Below are 16,257 nucleotides of genomic sequence, written 5' to 3'. Positions count from 1 at the left end.
TCGATGTGTCCCTGCTCGACCGGGCCCTGACACTCTTGACGGAACGTCATGAAGCGCTGCGCACCCGCCCGGTCGGTCCTCCACGGAGGACCGACCGGGCTTCATGGCGGGATCAGGGCAGGTCGAACGGCAGAGTGAGGCCGTCGAGTGCCCTCGCACAGCGGCAGTCGTGGCCCTCCGGGAGAGCACGCAGCGTCTCCAGCACCAGCCCGCGCAGTCGTTCGGTGTTCTCGGCGAACACCGCGAACACCTCCTCCTGGCCCACGCTCTCCTCCGCGTCGATGCCCGCGTCGAGGTCGGTCACCAGGGCGACCGACGTGTAGCAGAGGGCCAGTTCACGGGCGAGGACGGCCTCCGGGTGGCCGGTCATGTTGACCAGGGACCAGCCGGCCGAGGCGAACCACTGAGACTCCGCACGGGTGGAGAACCGAGGCCCCTCGACCACCACCATGGTGCCCCCGTCGGTGGCCCTCGTACCCGTCGCCACCGCCGTCTTCAGTACGGTCTCCCGGCCCCGGGCACAGTACGGATCGGCGAGGGACACATGCACCGCGCCCCGGTCGTAGAAGCTCTGCACCCGGCCGGAGGTGCGGTCCACGAACTGATCGGGCACCACGATGCTGCCCGGTCCGAGGTCCCGCCGCAGCGAGCCGACGGCACACGGCGCCAGCACTTGGCGCACTCCGAGCGAGCGCAACGCCCATAGATTGGCACGGTAGTTGATGCGGTGCGGCGGGAGTGCGTGCCCATGGCCGTGCCGGGGCAGGAACGCCACCCGCCGGCCGGCGACGGTGCCCACCGCCGGCGGGGCGGACGGCCGGCCGTACGGGGTGTCGACCGCGACCTCCTCGGCGTCCTCGAGCAGGTGGTAGAAGCCGCTGCCGCCGATCACGCCGAGTTCGGCGATCGGGCCCGGCCGGTGGTCCGCTGTCATGTCGGGGGTACCTCGCGTTCGGGGGGTGGAGTGACCGGTGGGTGCGTCAGGGGAGTCGTCGGGGTGGCGGAGCAGCCGGATCCGGTCGAGCGCCGGCACCGTGCGATGGCCGGGGACGACCGGCCCTCCAGGGTCACCCGCCCGGCGCAGGCCGATGGTCAGCCAGCCGGCTGCCGCTGCCGCGTCGAGCTCCGCCGCGACATCGCTGAGGAAGAGCGTCCGCTCCGGAGCGGTGGTGATCGCCCGGCTGATGGCCCGGTAGGAGTCGGCCTCCCGCTTGGGGCCGGCGTTCGCCAGGTCGAAGTGGTCCAGCAGCAGTCCGGACAGATCGCCGTGATTGCTGTGCCGGAACCAGTCCCGCTGTGCTGCCGCCGAGCCCGACGAGTAGACATGGGCACGGATGCCCTCCGCCTGCCAGCGCCGCAGCGCCTCCGGGACGTCCGGGTAGACATGACCGGTGAGGGCCCCAGCGGCATATCCTTCGGCCCAGATCAGGCCCTGGACGGTCTTCAGCGGCGCCGCCTTGACGTCCTGGTCGGACCAGGCGGACAGGGCCGCGACGGCTTCGGCCTCGTCCGGCCGCGGCGACCCGGTCACCGCGGCGACCTCCGCCAGCAGTGCGGTGTGGTCCGGGCTGCCCCGGTGCTCGACGAACCACGCGGCCAGCCGCCGCCGAGCGTAGGGGAAGAGGACCTCGTGCACATGGGTCGCGGAGCCGGTGGTCCCCTCGATGTCGACGACCACGGCCGTCACCGTCTCGGTGATCACTGGCCGCTCGCCGTCAGCGCTTCGAGCCGGGGGAACCGTTCTGCGATACGGGTACCGGTGAAATCGCCCACCCAGCCGTTCTCCTCCTGGAAGAACCGGATGGCGGCGAAGTCCGGGCGCGGGCCCATGTCGAACCAGTGCGGGGTGCCGGCCGGGACGGAGAGCAGATCGCCCGCCTCGCAGACCACCGCGTACACCCGGGACCGCAGATGAAGAGAGAAGCAGCCTCGCCCGTGGACGAAGAAGCGCACCTCGTCCTCGGCGTGCCGGTGCTCGTCGAGGAAGGCGGAGCGTGCCTTCGCCGCCCGTTCGGCCCAGTGCGGCCCCTCCTCGGGGTGCAGCCGGGCGACGTCCACGACCTGGAGGCCCTCCCGCGTGCACAGCTCGTCGATCTCTGTCCGGTAGCGGTCCAGGATCTCGTCGGTCGCGGTCCCGGCGGTGAGCGTGCCGTGCAGCGGCCAGCGGCGGAACTCCACCGCGCACTCCAGCAGGGCTTCTGTAATCTCCCGGGGGTCGCGGGTCCGCAGCAGGACGGTGTCCGGTGCGTCGTCCGGCATGACCTGAAGCAGGGTCATCGGCTCTTCCTCTCCGTGGTATCCACGGCATCCGTGGCGGGCGCGGTGTCCGGCGCGGGCCGGGCACCGAGCAGCAGGAGCCGGCAGATCGACTCCAGGCACTCCAGCCGGTTCCGGGCCTGGGCCAGGTCGGATCCCCAGGCGGTGATGCCGTGGTCGGCGATGAGCAGGCCGGGCGGTGCCTGCGGGGTGCTGCCGAGGTAGCGGGAAACGTCCTCGGCGATCCGCGGCACTTCGGACCAGTTGGGGAAGACTGGCAGGTCAGTGGCGGCCGGATCGGCCAGGCCCAGTCCCTTGAGCAGTTCGAAGCGCTCCAGCCGCAGTGCGGTCACCCGGTCCGTGGACACCCGGGAGGCCACCGCGGTGGCGTACGGCGCATGCACATGGATCACCGCACCGGCCCCGGTGGTCCGGTAGACCGAGGCGTGGATGGCCGTCTCGGCGGAGGCGCGCAGCGTTCCCTTCCCCACCGGCTCCCCGGTGGCCGCGTCCACGGTGACCAGGTCGTGCTCGGTCAGTTCGCCCTTGTCCCGGCCACTGGCCGTGATCAGCGCATGGCCGGACGGACCGGGCAGCCGGACGGAGAGGTTGCCGGAGGTGCCGGGCATCCAGCCGCGCTCGTAGAGGGCCCGGGCGAAGGAGGCCGTCCGGCACGCGAGTTCCTTGCGCACGGGTGCGTCTCCGTCGGGCACCGGGGTCGGCGCACCCGAGGCGAGGGCGGCGGCCGGCGCGCCGGGCTCGGTGACACCACCGCCGTGCGGGGTGCGCACCGCGGGGCCGTCCGCGTCGGGGCGGAAGACCCCGTCCTCCGAGACCACGGCAGTGATCAGCGCCCCGGGGGTGATGTCGAACGCCGGGTTGAACACCGCCGCGTGAGCCGGGGCGACCGCCCGGCTGGCGAACCCGGTCACCTCGGCGGCAGGACGCTCCTCGACCACGATGCCGGATCCGTCGGCCAGGTCGCGGTCCCAGGACGACTCGGGAGCGATGACCACGAACGGGATCCGGTGCCGGGTGGCGGACACCGCCAGACCGTAGGTGCCGATCTTGTTGGCCGTGTCGCCGTTCGCGGCGATCCGGTCCGCGCCCACCAACACGCAGTCCACCATGCCCCGGGACATCGCGGCGGCGGCCGCGGCATCGACGCACAGCCGGTGCGGCACCCCCGCCCGGCCCAGTTCCCAGGTGGTGAGCCGGGCTCCCTGGAGCAGGGGCCGGGTCTCGCCCACCAGCACCTCGGCGACCCGGCCGCGTTCGGCCAGTTCCAGGATGGTGCCGAGTGCAGTGCCGACCGCGGCGGTGGCGAGGCGGCCGGTATTGCAGTGGGTGAGAATCCGCAACGGCCGGTCCGGCACCAGGGCGCTGACCAGGTCGGCGGCGTGCCGCACCGCGGCCCGGTTGACCGCCGCGTCCTGGGCGAGCATCGACCGTGCCTCGGCCAGCACTGCCTCGGGCCCTTCGCCGAGCCGCGCCAGGGCCCGGCGCACGGCCCACGCGAGATTGACGGCCGTGGGCCGGGCCGCGGCGATGGCCGCGCTGTCGCGCCGCACCGCGTCCTCGTCCACGCGGCCGTCGCCGTCCTGGTGGAGCCGGGCGGAGAGAGCCACGCCCAGGGCGCCGGCCAGACCGATGGCGGGCGCGCCGCGGACGGCCAGGGAGCCGATGGCGTCGATCAGCTGATCGACCGTCTCCAGCCGCAGCAGCCGGTACTCGTGGGGCAGTGCCCGCTGGTCCACCACGACCACGGCGCCGTCGTCCCAGGTCAGCGAGGAACTGTTGTGGACCGGGTCGGTGCTTCCGCCCGGGCCGGGTGCCGGGGGCGGCGCGGAGCCCTCGGCCCGGCCGGGGCCGGAGGCCGGGAGGGAGTCAGGGCCCGGTGTGTGCACGGTGCGTCGGTCCTCCCTCATGCGGCCACCGCCCTGCGGGGTCCCGCCACCCGGTCGGTGCGTTCCCAGGAGTCCGGAAGCTCACGGCCGACGCGGGTCTCCACCGCGACACGGCCGGCGGGGTCCTTCCGCAGCAGCGCCTTCAGGGGGGTGTCGCAGATTCGATCGGCGATGGTGTCGGGGGGACCTTCGGTCACCGACTCCGAGGTGAACAGACGACGGGGCATGGCTCTCCTGGGGTTCGACTGGAGTCAGACAACAGGGAAGGCGGCCGTATCCGAACAGGCGTCGGACGGCATCCGCACGGATTCGGCGGGGGAACGCTGAGCATTACGGCGGCGAGGCCCGGGAGTCGCGCGTCGGCCCGGTAGAAACGGCGGCCGGGAGGCGAGGGTGCCGGGGTGCTACGGCTTCCATGTTCCGTGGCACGTAAGGGAGTTGAGCCTCCGGAGCCGTGGGTCGGCCCGATGGCAGTCAGGACACTACCCTCGATCAAGTACCCTGGCGCTGTTGCGCACGTCACACCGGTGCGGTCCCGGACGGAGCCGTCGTTCCCGGACGCGGAGCGGCATCAGTGCCGACGGGTGGTTCAGGGGAGCGCGGTGCCGGGTGCCGCCGGCACGGACGCCGCCGTGGCCCGGCTGCGTTCTGCCCAGCGCGCGGTGGGCGGCACCGCCAGCCCCGCCGCCAGGAACACTCCGCCGAGCAGCAGCGCTCCGGTCCCGCCGCCGTCGACCAGCGCCCCGGTGGCCACCACCGGGGTGAGGATCTGTCCGAGGTCGCGCCCCATCCCGTACAGGCCTTGGTACTGGCCGACGGCGTCCTCCGGAGCCAGTTCGAAGGAGAGCCCCCAGGAGCCCGCCGCCTGGAGCAGTTCACCGGCGACGTGCACGGCGCAGCCGGCGATCAGGAAGGCGCCCGCCACCCATGCGGAGCGTCCGTCGGCAGCGGCGAAGAGGATGCAGCAGGCCGCGAGCAGCAGACCGCTGCGCGACTGCGCGGAGGCGGCGCCCGCGACCGTGTCGGTACCCCGGCTGGCCCGCACCTGAAAGACCGTGGCCGCCACCGTGTTGATCAGGGCGAGGAGCGAATAGAGAGCCACCGGAGCGTTGGTGCGCGCCGCGATGAACAGCGGCAGGGCGACGGTGAAGAGGCCCAGATTCATGCCGAGTACCCCGTTGAGCAGGGTCAGGGCCGCGTAGGGGCGGTCGCGCAGCGCGACCCGGCGCGGGCCGTCCTGCTTCCTCGGCACCGGAGGAACCGCGGGTACGCGCAGCGTGGCAAGTGCCGAGGCGAGGTAGCACGCGGCGGCGCCCAGCATCACCAGGACGTAGGCGGTGCGGGTGTCCCGGAGCAGCGCGGCCCCGGCCAGCAGTGCGCCCAGGGACCAGGCCGCATTGGTCACTGACCGCAGATAGGCGCGGGTGCGCACCCGGTGCTCGGTGGGCACGGAACCGGCGATCAGTGCGCCCTCGGCGGCGAGTCCGGCCGATTCGAAGAAGGTGACCAGGCACGCCACCACGAGGAAGGCGGCGAAGTTCCCGACCAGTGTGTAGCCGCACAGGAGCAGGGCCTCCGCGGCGCGGACCACAGCTCGTACGCCCCGGGGGCCGAGCCGGTCGGCGAGGTGTCCGGCCGGGATGCCGGCCAGCAGCCCCACGAGCGAGGCGAGAGTGAGACCCAGCGCCACCCGGGAGGCCGGCAGGTCGACCGAGCGGGTCAGATAGAGGGGGAGCACCGTGTAGAAGAGGCCGCGCCCGACTCTGCTGGTGAAGGTGGCGAGGGCGAGCGGGCGGACGGGCCCGGGAGCCGGCACCACCGCCCGCCGCAGTGCCTGGAGTTGGGGGCCCGGCATCGTTCTCCCTCGGTCGTGGGGGCCCGAGGCGCGAGGAAGCGGGCGGCGGTCCGGCACGCGGCGGCGGACCCGCCGCCGGTGCCCCCGGGTATGGCGAATCTGTCGGGCGCGGGGAACGGATCCGGACCGCGGGAACGGCTCCGCGATCGCTCTCCCAACCCCCGACCGGTGGCGGAAACCCGCCGACCAGACAGACGATCTTGCTGTGGGCGGCACGGGGAATCAAGGCGCTGAACCGGCCACTCCGCGTCTAAATCCGGCCAGCTGATGCGGAATGGAGTCAAGAAAGGGGTCCGGTCACTCTTCGTGACGGAGTGTTCTTCGTCACCTCGACAGGATGTGTGGCCCATGCATAAGGTCACGATCAAGGTCCGGACAGGAAATCTCATAAACCTGGACTGCTTCCCTTACGTTCATAGAGCCGGGAGCAAACTGTGTCCTCTTCCGTTCCACCATCCCTCTCGACGTCCGGCAGACCCTCTCCACTGGGCGGCGGATGGTCGGGCAGTTCTCTTGCGGACCATGAAGATGCGTGGCGAATTCCCCTGCCTGCCGATGTGGCGGCCGAGTTGACCGCCGCGTCCCGCGCGGCAGTCGCAGGAAACCTGCGGCCCGATCTCATGGCACCCCGCCCCGTCGGGCTGGAACTGACCGAAGCCTTCACCGCCGAACTCCACAGCAGGATCGCCGGTAACCCAGGATTCGCCGTCATCACCGGATTCCCCGTGGACGCGACCGATCCGCGGGAAACCGAAATGGCCTACTGGTTCCTCGGGCTTCTGCTGGGGCGCCCGGTTTCGCAGAGCGCCAAGGGGGACCTGCTCGGCCGGGTCGAGGACCGGGGCGCGGACATCGCGAGCCCTGTCCAGCGAGGCTACGAGAGCTCCGCGGAACTGCCGTTCCACGTCGACCGCACCGACGTGATCGGGCTGCTGTGCGTGCGTCCCGCGGCTTCCGGCGGGCTGAGTCGCCTGGTGTCCTCCCGGACCGTTCACGACCTGCTGCTCGCGGAACGGCCGGAACTCCTCGCCGAGCTCCGCCGGCCATACCCCAACGACCGGCGCGGAGAGGAGCAGCCCGGCCAGCCGCCCTGGTCCGGCATCCCCGTCTTCAGCCAGGTCGACGGCTCCTTCGCAACCCGCTACGTACGCCGGTTCATCGAGGGATCCCAGCGCCACCCCGACGCTCCCCGGCTGACCGGGCGACAGACAGCCGCCATGGACGCGGTGGACGAGATCCTCCGTCGCCCCGGGGTCAGCCTCGACATGGAGCTTCGCCGGGGCGACCTGCAGTTGATCAACAACTTCCACATCCTGCACGCCCGTACCGCCTTCGCCGACGGCGGCGGACGGGGCCGGCTGCTGTTGCGTCTGTGGCTGGCCTTCGCCGGCAGCCCCGCACTGCCCGGTCACTACACCTCGCTCTATGGAGCCACCGCTGGGGGCAGTTACCGCGGCGGGGTCTGGCCGACCGGGGCGACCCCGGCCGAGTTCGGCCGCCCGGTGGCCGAACTCGGATGAGCGGTGCCGCCCCGGAACCGGACGCCGGGGCGCACCACCGTGCACCGGAGCTCGCCGGGATCCCGCGGGTCGACCTCCTCGAGTGCGCCTGGGTACCGGGTGCCCCGAACGCTCGCGGGGCCCCCGGCTCGCTGCTGCTGCTGCACGGTTTCGGCGACGACGGCACCGCGCTGCGCGGAATCGGCGACGCCCTGTGTCCCGCCGGGACTCTCGCGGTCTACCCGACGCTGCGTGCCCATGGCGGTAGCCCCTTTCCCGAATGGGGCTACTCGCCGCTGGACTTCGCAGCCGACATTCACCGGATCGCCGACGCATTTCCGCGTCCCGTCCATGTGGTCGGGCATTCCTACGGAGCCTTGATCGCTGCCATTTCGGCGGTTATGCTGGGGCCCGATCGAATCGGTAGCGTCGCCCTTCTCGACCAGTCCTTCGAGCCTTTCGAGGATCGTTACGAGGCCGATGAATGGGCCGAGGCCAGCTTCCTTAAATGGCACTACGACTACACGCATCTCTTCGATTCCCTCACCGCTCTTGGTATTCCGGTTCTCACGGTGATCGCCCGTGAGAGTCCCGTGGTTCCGGCAGAGGAAAGAGAACGCATGCTCGCCCGTCGCGGCGACAAGTTCTCCTGTGTCCTCGCCGGTGGCACCCACAAAGGTTTCCTGCAGCGCTCCGCCGCCGAAATCCTGCGTGATTTCTACGGCCACCATTTCCCGAAGGCTCCACCCCTGGAGACGTGTACGTGACAGCAGAGAACGGCCCGGCCGCGGAGGACACCCTCACGGCCCTGCTCCGGATCCACCGTGAGGTACTGGAGAAAGAGGCCGTCACCCCCACCGACAACTTCTACGACCTGGGCGGCAACAGCCTGCTCGGCATGCGGATGATCAAGCGGATCGCCGAGGTCCTGGGCGTCCGTACCCCGGCCAAGGCCGTGTTCACCGCTGACTGCGTCCAGGATCTCGCCGCACAGGTCGACGCGGCCCGGGAGCGTGCTGCGTCGGCCGCAGCACCGGCCGACGCCGGGAGCGGTTCCGGCCACCGCGGGCGCGCTTCCATGGCCCAGGAGTGGGCCGTGCTCGCGAGCCTCGACGACCCGGACGCCCCCGCCCTGCAGTTCCACGTCGTCTACCGGTTGCGCGGCCCCCTCGACTCCGACGTGCTGCGCGGGGCACTGCAGGCCCTGATCGACCATCACCCCACCCTGCGCACCGGCTTCCGGGTCCAGGACGGCACCGTCCTCCAGGACGTCGTCGCCGGTGCCGCGGCCGACCTCGTCCTCGAGGACGTCTCCCGGCTGCCGGAGGACGAGCGCACCGACCAGGCCCTGCAGATCCTGGAGAAGGAGGTGCGGCGTACCTTCGACCGCACCACGCCCCCGCTGGTCCGTGCCGTCCTGGTGCGCTCCGCGCCCGAGGACCATCATCTGGCCCTGGTCTTCGACCACATCGCCGCCGACGGCTGGTCGCTGGACATCATCACCGAGGACCTCGGCGCCGCCTACCGTGCGCTGGCCACGGGGGAGCGGCCCCAGCTGCCCCCCGCCGGTGCCTACCCGGACTGGGCGGCCCGGCAGTGGGAGGGCTACGGGAACGGCCGCGCCGACGAGGTCGCCGACTACTGGAAGAGCCAACTCGGCCCCGACCCGGCGACCTTCGCCCTGCGGCTGCCCGGTTACCGGACCAACACCGGGCTGAGCGAGCCGGACGCGCTGAGCGTGGATGTCCCGGCGGAGACCGGGACGGCCCTGCACGGACTGTGCCGGGAGCTGCGCACCACGCCGTACGTGGTCGCCCTCGCCGCGCTGAAGGCGCTCATCGCGCGGCAGACCGGCCTGGCCCGGGTCACCGTCCTCACCAGTTGTGCCAACCGCCTGGACCCCGAATTCCAAGGCACCGTCGGCTGGTTCGCCAACGGTGTCTTCCCCACCACGGACATCGGCACCGCGCAGAGCTTCCGCGACGCCGTCGAAGCCGTCCGCGAGACCACGCTCGCCGCCACCGCACACGGCGACCTGCCGGCCTGGTACGTCCGCCGCCGGATGTGGCCGGAGATTCCCAGCGGCTTCCGCAAGGACCCCGGCGTGTACTTCATGTTCAACGAACTGTGGGGCAGGTCGCTCCGACTGGGCGACGCGGCCGTCGAACCGGTCTTCCTCGACGAGACGGCCGACTCGCCCGGCCTCCATATGTGGCTGCTCCAGGACGGCGCGGTGCTGCGTCTGCAAGCCCTGTTCCACCGGTCGGAGTACCCGGCCGACTACGTCCGCGGCTTCGCCGGGGAGTTCCTCGCGGCCATCGCCGCACTGGCCGGGCGGCCGGACGAGCCGTTGCGCGACGTCCTTCCGCACGGTGCCTCCTGACCAGCCCCACCACTCACCGAAACAGGTACCGCATGCCCGTCATCGATCACGACGCCTATCACCGGGACGGCTACCACCTGCTTCCCGGCCTCCTCGACGAGAAGGACCACCGCCGCGCCGTCGAGTTCTTCGACACCCTCGACGCCGCCCGTGACGTCCCGGCCTCCTACGAACCCGAGTACGACGAGGCCGACGGCGTCCGCAGGCTCCGCAAGCTCCGCCGGCTGCTGTGGAACGACCCCGAGATGTGGGGTCCGCTGCTGAACCGCACCGGCGCCACCGAACTGGCGCGCCGGGTCATCGGGGACGGCGCCGCCGCGGTCTTCCACGCGGCCTTCCTCAAGCCGGCCCGCGTCGGCACCGAGGTGGCCCTCCACCAGGACCAGGCGCTGTGGACCTACGAGTACCCCAAGGCCTTCAGCGTCTGGTTCGCCCTCACCCCGGTCTCGCCCGCCAACGGAGGACTCTTCGGCTGCCCCGGATCGCACGCGGACGGCCGCATCACCCACCGGGACCGGCCGCACTACCGCTGGCACCCCTGCCTGGACGTCGCCGAGGACGGGCTGCGCGAGCCGGTGCAGTTCGAACTCCGCCCCGGCGACGGGGTGATGTGGGACCGCCACTTCGCCCACGGGAGCGCCGCGAACACCTCGGCCCAGGACCGCCGCGGCATGGTGGTGGTCTTCGCCGACGCGTCCGACCCCGAGTTCCGTGCCAAGGACGGCTTCCCGCTCGCGGACCTGACCGCCATGGGCAGTGAGTGACATGACCGCGCGCCGATCAGAACCGCAGGAGATCATGTGACGTACATCATCGACAGCACACTGCGCGAGGGGATGCAGTCGGCGCACGGCCGCTTCACCCTCCAGCAGAGCGCGGAAGTCGCCTCGCTGCTCGCGCGCTGCGGAGTGGACACCATCGAGTGCGGCCACCCGGCCAGGGACGAGGACGAACTGCGGCGCGTGGCCGCCGTCGTGGAGGCGGCGGGCGCAGTGCCAGTCCTGGCCCACGCCCGCGCCGATGCCGACGACATCGAGGCCGTCGCCAAGACCGGCGCCGCCTGGGTGGGCATCTTCCTCGGGGTCAACGAGACCTCCCGGCGGTCCCGGCTGCCCGGCCGCACCCTGGAGGACCTCTACGGCCGGATCCAGGAGAGCGTCAGCCACGCCCGGAGCCTCGGCCTGCGCGTGCGGTTCACCGTGGAGGACAGCAGCCGCACCGACACCGGCGAACTCGTCGAGGCCTACCTCATCGCGCTCGAGGCCGGAGCCGAGCGGATCTGCTTCGCCGACACCCTCGGCGTCATGGAACCGCAGGAGGTCCGCACCCGCATCCAGGAACTGCGCCGGCGATGTCCGGGCAGCGACATCGAGGTCCATCTCCACGACGACCGCGGACTCTCCCTCGCCAACGCCCTGGCCGCCGTCGACGGTGGTGCCACCTGGATTTCGACCTCCGTCAACGGGCTCGGCGAGCGGGCCGGCATCACCGACTACGCTGCCCTCGCCGTCAACCTGCATCACCGCGGCAACCGGGACATGGCCGACGGCGACCTGCTCAACGAGCTCAGCCGGCGCGTCGGCGCCTACTCCCGGTCCATGCCGGACCACCGCCGGCCGGTTGTCGGCCGTGACGTCTTCCACCACGTGGCCAAGTTGCACGTCCGAGCCGTCGAGCGCGACCCCAGCTCCTACGAGTGGGTCGACCCCACCACCGTGGGCCGCACCAGCACCGTGCAGCGCGACGCACTGCCGGACGAGCCCGAGCAGTGGATCGTCGACCCCAAGGTCATCTCCGCCACCGAGCTGCGCTACCACCGCGCGGGCCCCGGCGAGCGGTACGTCCTGGTCGACAACCGCTTCGTGCCCGGCGCGGACCAGTACTGCATCGCCCGCCGGATCCCGCAGCTCGACGACTACGGCGCCGGGCACGTGGACACCCATGTCCACCATTGCGACAGCCTGTTCATCTTCCTCGGCGAGAACGCGGGCTACGACGGCCTCCGGGTCGAGGTGACCCTCGGCGACCGGGTCTTCCCGGTCCAGAGCCCCGCCTCGGTGTTCATCCCCGCCGGGGTCGCCCACGGCTACCGCGTCGTCGGCGGCGCGGGCACCTACCTCAACCATGTCCTCGCGGGCGACTACAACTCCAGCCTGCTCGACCCCGTCGGGAGCCACCGATGACCACCACCACAGAGAACACCGAGAACACCAAGTCCGCCGCCTGGGACCTCATCGGGTCCCTCTTCTGGGAGTCGGGGCGCACCACGGCCAAGCCCAGCGACGAGGAGATCGGCCTGTTCCTCGACGGCATCCCCGCCGGCGCCCGCTGCACCGTCATCGGCGCCTCCACCAAGGACCTGGTCGAGGCCCTGCTGGCACACGGCGCCCAGGTCACAGTCCTGGACTTCTCCCAGCGGATGTGCGACGACCTGCGGGAGGCCCTGCCCGTCGGCTCCTGCCGGGTCCTCCGGCACGACATCACCCGGCCCGCCCCCGACGAGCTGCGCGGTACCCAGCAGTTCGTCCTCAACGACCGACTGGTCAACCGGTTCAGCGAGACCGAGGCCCGCCGCGGGCTCGAGGGAATGCTCGACCTGCTCGCCGACGGCGGCCAGATCCGCGCCTCCATCAAGCTCGGCCTGTACCCGATGGACGAGCGCATGATCGCGACCGGCCGGGAACGCGGCTGCCTCGACCGCTTCTACGACGCGGAGGCCAAGGTCGTCGACTTCTCCGCGGCCGGCGACGTCCTCGACGACGCGCTGCTCCCGCACGGCGACATCGACCCCGAGCTGCTGCTGGAGTGGTACCGCGGCCGTGGCCGCGAACAGCGCTTCGACCACGAGGACATCATCGCCCTGCTGGAGCGCGCCGACGTGGCCGGGCGCGGCCTCGAACCGGTCTCGGCCACCGAGTTCGGCCAGGCCCCGAACACCCGGATGTACACCGCCGCCGCGGTCGCCACCCGTCGGGGCGCCTGACCGATGTGCGGAGTCGTCGCAGTGAGCCTGGCTCCCGCGGCAGCCGGAGCCGGGCCCGGCACGGGAGCCTCCGGCCTGGCCCGCTCCGGGATCCGACGGCTGCTCCACCGCGGGCCCGACGGATACGGTGTCACCGGAGACACCCGGTCCGCGGTCGCCATGTGCCGGCTGCGGGTGCGCAGCCGGCCGGCCGACACGGTCCCGTTCGGCACCGGCGCGGCGTCGCCCGCCCACGCCTACAACGGTGAGGTCTACGCGGTCGGCGACCGGGCGTGGGCCGGGACCGGGCCGGTCACCGTCCCGGCGGGCGGTCTCGACGAGTGCGAGGCCGTCGACGGCCACGAGGCGTCCTGCCTGGACGGGATGTACGCGCTCGTCCGCCGGGCTCCCGACGGCTCCGTGGAGGTGAGCCGCGACCCGCTCGGGATCAAGCCCCTCTACCTGCGCCGTCACCCGGACGGCGTCGCGGTCGCCTCGGAGATCCCGGCGCTCCTGGGCCTGTTCGGCCCGGCCCGGATCCGGCCCGCCGCCATCGCACAGTTCCTGCTGCTCGGCCGAGTGGTGGACGGCGGGACCTGCTACGAGGACATCGAGCCGGTACCGCCCGGTGCCCGGCTGCTGCTGAAGGAGGGCCGCACCGGGGGCCTCGCAGGCGGACCCGCCTGGGTGCGGGAGGCGGACCCGCCGCTGCTCCCGGCCGCCTCCCGGGAAGCGGCGGCTTCGCCACAGGCGCTGCGTGAGGCAGTCTCCCGGGCTGTGGACCGGGTACTGGTCTCGGACCGCCCGCTGGGCCTGGCACTCAGCGGCGGCCTGGACTCCACGGTCCTCGCCACCGAGCTCGCCCGCCGCGGCGTCACCGATCTCTCGACGGTGAGCGTGGTCCCGCAGGGCAACGGCGACGGGGTACGGGACATCGCCTCCCTGGGCCTGCCCGGCACCGCCTGGCGCAGCTGGCGACACCGCTGGATCGAGTTCGGCCCCCGGGACCTGCTGGACGGCTGTGCCGATGCGGTCGCCGCGCTCGGTGAGCCGACTGCCATGACCAGCGTCCCGATGTACGCGGCGCTGGCCCGGCTCGCCCGCGAGAGCGGCATTGTGGTGCTGCTCGTGGGGGAGGGCGCGGACGAGCTGTTCGGCGGGTACCGCAGCTATCTGGGCCTCACCGGGGCCGGGAACGCCGCCGGATTCTACCTTTCGCCGCAGCGGGACCGGCTGGTCCGCCGCCTGCTCGGCGAGGAGGCGTGGGCCGCCGCCCGGGACGCCCTGGTGGCGGCACTGCCCGATCCACAGGGCAGGCCCCCCGCCGAGGTGGTCCGGGAATTCGAGTACCAGCACAGTCTGGAACCCCTGCTGCGTCGCGCGGACCACCTGCTGATGGCCCACGGCGTGGAGGGCCGGACCCCGTTCCTGCACGGCGGACTGCCTCGGCTGGCCGCGTCGATTCCGTTCGCGGAGCTGGTGCGCGAGGGGCGCACCAAGGTGCCGCTGCGCCGGGCCTTCGCGGCCGAACTCCCGCACTACCTCGACGAGGTCAAGAAGCCGTTCCGGGCGCCCGTCGACGACTGGCTCACCGGTCCGCAGTATCCCGTGGTGGCCGCGCGGCTCTCCGCGCACCGCGCCGGACTCACCGCGGCCGGACTCCGGCCCGAGGGCCTGGACGACCTCGAGCGCGGGCTGGCCGCGGGCGACCCCACGGCCATCGGCCTGGTCTTCGCGATGCTGACGCTGGGCGCCTGGCTGGACGGGGCGCCCGGATGACGACGGCCCGGCCGCCGGTCCGGACGACCCGGAAAAGAAGGTGACGACATGTCAGACAGCAATGCCCCCCGAGCCGCCCGGCGTCGAGGCCCTGCGACCCTGCACGGCGCGGTCGCCCGGCAGGCCCTGCTGCGCCCCGATGCCATCGCACTGGTCCACGGCGAGAAGCGCGTCGGCTACGCCGAACTGGACGCCGCTGCGGACTCCTTCGCCGCTGTCCTGCAGGACCTCGGGGTCCGCCCCGGGCACCGGGTACCGGTACTGCTGCCGCGCTCCCCGGAGCTGGTGGCGGTGCTGCTCGCGGTGCTCAAGTGCGGCGCCGCGTATGCCGCCGTGGACCACCGGTGGCCCGTCGAACGGGTGCGCTCGGTGCTGCGGACCCTGGACACTCCGGTGCTGGTCGCCGATCCCACCGATACGGCGCTCGCGGTGCCGGCATGGGCACCGCCCCCGGGCGGACTGCCCGCCGCCGTCGCGGCCGGAGGGGCTCCGCGCCCCACCGACGTCGACGGGGCCGCCCCCGCCATGGTGTTCTTCACCTCGGGCACCACCGGAACCCCCAAGGGGGTGCTCTCCCCGCATCGTGCCACGCTTCGGCTGTTCAGCGGCCCGACCTTCGCCGACTTCGGCCCCGGACGGGTCATGCCGCAGGCGGCACCGGTGCCCTGGGACGCCTTCGGACTCGAACTGTGGGGCATGCTCACCACCGGCGGGTGCAGCGTGATCGTCGACAGGGACCAACTGTTCCCGGACGACCTGCGCGACCTCGTCAAGTCCGCCGCGGTGGACACCCTGTGGCTCACCGCGTCGCTGTTCAATCTCTTCGTCGACGAGGACCTCGACTCCTTCACCGGGGTGCGGCAGGTGATGACCGGCGGGGAGCGGCTGTCCGTGCCACACGTGCGAGCCTTTCTGCAACGTTTCCCGCAGACGGCGCTGCTCAACGGCTACGGACCGGTGGAGAGCTGCGTCTTCGTCACCACCCGGGCGGTCCGCCCCGCCGACTGCGGCCTGCCCGGCGGCATCCCGGTCGGCCGGCCCGTCCCGGGCACCGCGGTCCACCTCCTCCACGGCACCGCCTCCGTACCCGCCGACGAGCAGGGCGAGATCTGCGTGGCCGGGGACGGACTGGCGCTGGGCTATCTCGGGGATCCCGCGGCGACCGCCGAACGGTTCGTCACGGTGCGGTTCGACGGCGTCCCGACACGGCTGTACCGCACCGGAGACCTGGGCCGGCTGGACGAGGCGGGAGTACTGCACTTCGTCGGCCGGGCCGACCGACAGGTGAAGATCTCGGGCTACCGGGTCGAACCCGCCGAGATCGAGGCCACCGCGCTGACCCTGCCCGGCGTCCGGGAGTGCGCGGTCGTCCCCGTCCCCGGGCCGGACGGCACCGTGGACCGGCTGGCCCTGTTCTACACCGCCGACGCGGAAGCCGAGGAGCCCGGGAGGATCCGCGATGCCCTCGCGGCTCGGCTTCCCCACTACATGGTGCCACCCACCGTGCGCCGTACCGCCGGCCTCCCCAGGACCGCCAATGGCAAGCTCGACCGGGCCGCACTGTGCGACCGGCTGGGCGCGACGGCGTCGAACCCCACAACCGGAGAGTGAACCCG

The 16,257-nt window shown here is 72.3% G+C and carries 12 protein-coding genes and 2 pseudogenes; 8 read left to right on the top strand and 6 right to left on the bottom strand.

Going from position 1 to position 16,257, the window contains the following annotated elements:
• Positions 1-112: 112 nt before the first annotated feature.
• The 6 genes and pseudogenes from ABT112_RS04245 to ABT112_RS04220 form a co-directional block, all read right to left on the bottom strand.
• Positions 113-934, bottom strand: a complete 822-nt coding sequence (locus ABT112_RS04245) for an S-methyl-5'-thioadenosine phosphorylase (RefSeq protein WP_351505494.1) — start codon at positions 932-934, stop codon at positions 113-115.
• Positions 935-1,075: 141 nt separating this feature from the next.
• Positions 1,076-1,678, bottom strand: a pseudogene (gene mtnC, locus ABT112_RS04240) (acireductone synthase); the annotation flags it as partial.
• Positions 1,679-1,698: 20 nt separating this feature from the next.
• Complete coding sequence (locus tag ABT112_RS04235; RefSeq protein ID WP_351505351.1) at positions 1,699-2,277, bottom strand: 1,2-dihydroxy-3-keto-5-methylthiopentene dioxygenase; 579 nt, start codon at positions 2,275-2,277, stop codon at positions 1,699-1,701.
• Positions 2,274-4,184, bottom strand: coding sequence for an S-methyl-5-thioribose-1-phosphate isomerase (gene mtnA, locus ABT112_RS04230; protein WP_351505349.1), 1,911 nt, complete (start codon positions 4,182-4,184; stop codon positions 2,274-2,276). Before mtnA ends, ABT112_RS04235 begins: the two co-directional genes overlap by 4 nt.
• A 68-nt stretch (positions 4,185-4,252) precedes the next feature.
• Positions 4,253-4,390: pseudogene (locus tag ABT112_RS04225) on the bottom strand (S-adenosylmethionine synthetase N-terminal domain-containing protein); the annotation flags it as partial.
• A 362-nt stretch (positions 4,391-4,752) separates the two neighbouring features.
• On the bottom strand, positions 4,753-6,018 hold the full coding sequence (locus ABT112_RS04220) for an MFS transporter (RefSeq protein ID WP_351505347.1): 1,266 nt from the start codon (positions 6,016-6,018) through the stop codon (positions 4,753-4,755).
• 620 nt (positions 6,019-6,638) lie between these two features.
• Between ABT112_RS04220 and ABT112_RS04215 the strand changes: the two genes are divergently transcribed.
• The 8 genes from ABT112_RS04215 to ABT112_RS04180 are packed head-to-tail and all read left to right on the top strand — an operon-like array spanning position 6,639 to position 16,252.
• Entirely contained in the window at positions 6,639-7,538 is a 900-nt protein-coding gene (locus ABT112_RS04215) for a TauD/TfdA family dioxygenase (protein ID WP_351505345.1), read from the top strand.
• A complete protein-coding gene (locus ABT112_RS04210) occupies positions 7,535-8,284 on the top strand; it encodes an alpha/beta fold hydrolase (RefSeq protein ID WP_351505342.1) in 750 nt (249 codons plus the stop codon). The genes ABT112_RS04215 and ABT112_RS04210 overlap by 4 nt, the downstream gene beginning before the upstream one ends.
• Entirely contained in the window at positions 8,281-9,900 is a 1,620-nt protein-coding gene (locus ABT112_RS04205) for a condensation domain-containing protein (protein ID WP_351505340.1), read from the top strand. The genes ABT112_RS04210 and ABT112_RS04205 overlap by 4 nt, the downstream gene beginning before the upstream one ends.
• A 32-nt stretch (positions 9,901-9,932) precedes the next feature.
• Complete coding sequence (locus tag ABT112_RS04200) at positions 9,933-10,664, top strand: phytanoyl-CoA dioxygenase family protein (RefSeq protein WP_351505338.1); 732 nt, start codon at positions 9,933-9,935, stop codon at positions 10,662-10,664.
• Between the two features lie 36 nt (positions 10,665-10,700).
• A complete protein-coding gene (locus ABT112_RS04195; RefSeq protein ID WP_351505336.1) occupies positions 10,701-12,083 on the top strand; it encodes a hydroxymethylglutaryl-CoA lyase-like TIM-barrel protein in 1,383 nt (460 codons plus the stop codon).
• Complete coding sequence (locus ABT112_RS04190; protein WP_351505334.1) at positions 12,080-12,883, top strand: class I SAM-dependent methyltransferase; 804 nt, start codon at positions 12,080-12,082, stop codon at positions 12,881-12,883. The genes ABT112_RS04195 and ABT112_RS04190 overlap by 4 nt, the downstream gene beginning before the upstream one ends.
• Before the next feature lie 21 nt (positions 12,884-12,904).
• Positions 12,905-14,641 carry an asparagine synthetase B family protein gene (locus ABT112_RS04185; protein WP_351505332.1) on the top strand — a complete coding sequence of 579 codons (1,737 nt, stop codon included), beginning with the start codon at positions 12,905-12,907 and terminating at the stop codon, positions 14,639-14,641.
• A gap of 48 nt (positions 14,642-14,689) precedes the next feature.
• Complete coding sequence (locus ABT112_RS04180; RefSeq protein ID WP_351505330.1) at positions 14,690-16,252, top strand: amino acid adenylation domain-containing protein; 1,563 nt, start codon at positions 14,690-14,692, stop codon at positions 16,250-16,252.
• Positions 16,253-16,257: the final 5 nt, after the last annotated feature.

Origin of the sequence: Streptomyces sp. NPDC002055 (genome assembly GCF_040296705.1) — a bacterium.
In the GTDB taxonomy this organism is placed as follows: domain Bacteria; phylum Actinomycetota; class Actinomycetes; order Streptomycetales; family Streptomycetaceae; genus Streptomyces.
Note: the sequence above shows the minus strand (reverse complement) of the source record. Positions and strands in the feature narration are given on the sequence as shown.

Coding starts and splice junctions, on each gene's coding strand:
- ABT112_RS04245 (WP_351505494.1), bottom strand. CDS start 934: ATGACAGCGGACCACCGGCCGGGCCCGATCGCCGAACTCGGCGTGATC.
- ABT112_RS04235 (WP_351505351.1), bottom strand. CDS start 2,277: ATGACCCTGCTTCAGGTCATGCCGGACGACGCACCGGACACCGTCCTG.
- mtnA (WP_351505349.1), bottom strand. CDS start 4,184: ATGAGGGAGGACCGACGCACCGTGCACACACCGGGCCCTGACTCCCTC.
- ABT112_RS04220 (WP_351505347.1), bottom strand. CDS start 6,018: ATGCCGGGCCCCCAACTCCAGGCACTGCGGCGGGCGGTGGTGCCGGCT.
- ABT112_RS04215 (WP_351505345.1), top strand. CDS start 6,639: ATGGCACCCCGCCCCGTCGGGCTGGAACTGACCGAAGCCTTCACCGCC.
- ABT112_RS04210 (WP_351505342.1), top strand. CDS start 7,535: ATGAGCGGTGCCGCCCCGGAACCGGACGCCGGGGCGCACCACCGTGCA.
- ABT112_RS04200 (WP_351505338.1), top strand. CDS start 9,933: ATGCCCGTCATCGATCACGACGCCTATCACCGGGACGGCTACCACCTG.
- ABT112_RS04190 (WP_351505334.1), top strand. CDS start 12,080: ATGACCACCACCACAGAGAACACCGAGAACACCAAGTCCGCCGCCTGG.
- ABT112_RS04180 (WP_351505330.1), top strand. CDS start 14,690: ATGTCAGACAGCAATGCCCCCCGAGCCGCCCGGCGTCGAGGCCCTGCG.